At 56.2% G+C, this 641-nt stretch carries 1 protein-coding gene; it reads left to right on the top strand.

The genetic code is table 11. The features are described from left to right. A partial coding sequence (locus ACWTU8_RS31840; RefSeq protein ID WP_455851254.1) for an IclR family transcriptional regulator occupies positions 1 to 614 on the top strand: 614 nt, incomplete at its 5' end. Positions 615 to 641 lie beyond the last annotated feature (27 nt).

Here is a 641-nt window from a genome sequence, read left to right on the forward strand (position 1 = left end):
ACCTTTTGGAACCTGGAAAACGGCGTGGCTCGTTCGTTCTTGGACGCAGACTATCTCAGATCCTGCAGTCAGACACCGCATGGATTGAGCTCGCTAGCAGGCGCCTGCTCAAGTCTCTCGCAGAGGAGAGCGGAGAAACTTGCTTTATCGTACGGCTTTATGGAGCGACCGTGCGGTCTTTGGTTATGGAATCCCCAGATGCAAGTGTAGGCGTCTACGTCACTCCCGGCCACATCCTACCTCCGCACGCCACGGCAACAGGCAAGCTGTTAACCGCCATGCAGGAACCGAGTCTGCGCGAGGCGATCTTGCAGACGGAATTGAAGAGTCTCACGCCTCATACCATCATTGATAGAGCGAAGCTGGAGCAGGAGTACCAACGGATCCGCGAGCAAGGTTATGCAGTCGAGAACGGCGAGCAGGTGCGGGGCTTATTTACGATCGCGTGCCCTATCGTTCTGATGGAAGGGCAAGCTCCGATCTACGCGCTGGGAATGACGGGGCCGGCCGAGAGAATGGGAGGCCAGCCGCTGTCCTTATTGGTAACGAAGTTGCAGCATACGGCTGCCGAGTTCGCAAACGTATTCACTCCAAACGGGAAGAAAAGGTTGTAAGCTACAAGCGAGAGTCAGGAACCTGGC

The organism is Mesorhizobium sp. BHbdii, from assembly GCF_053848045.1.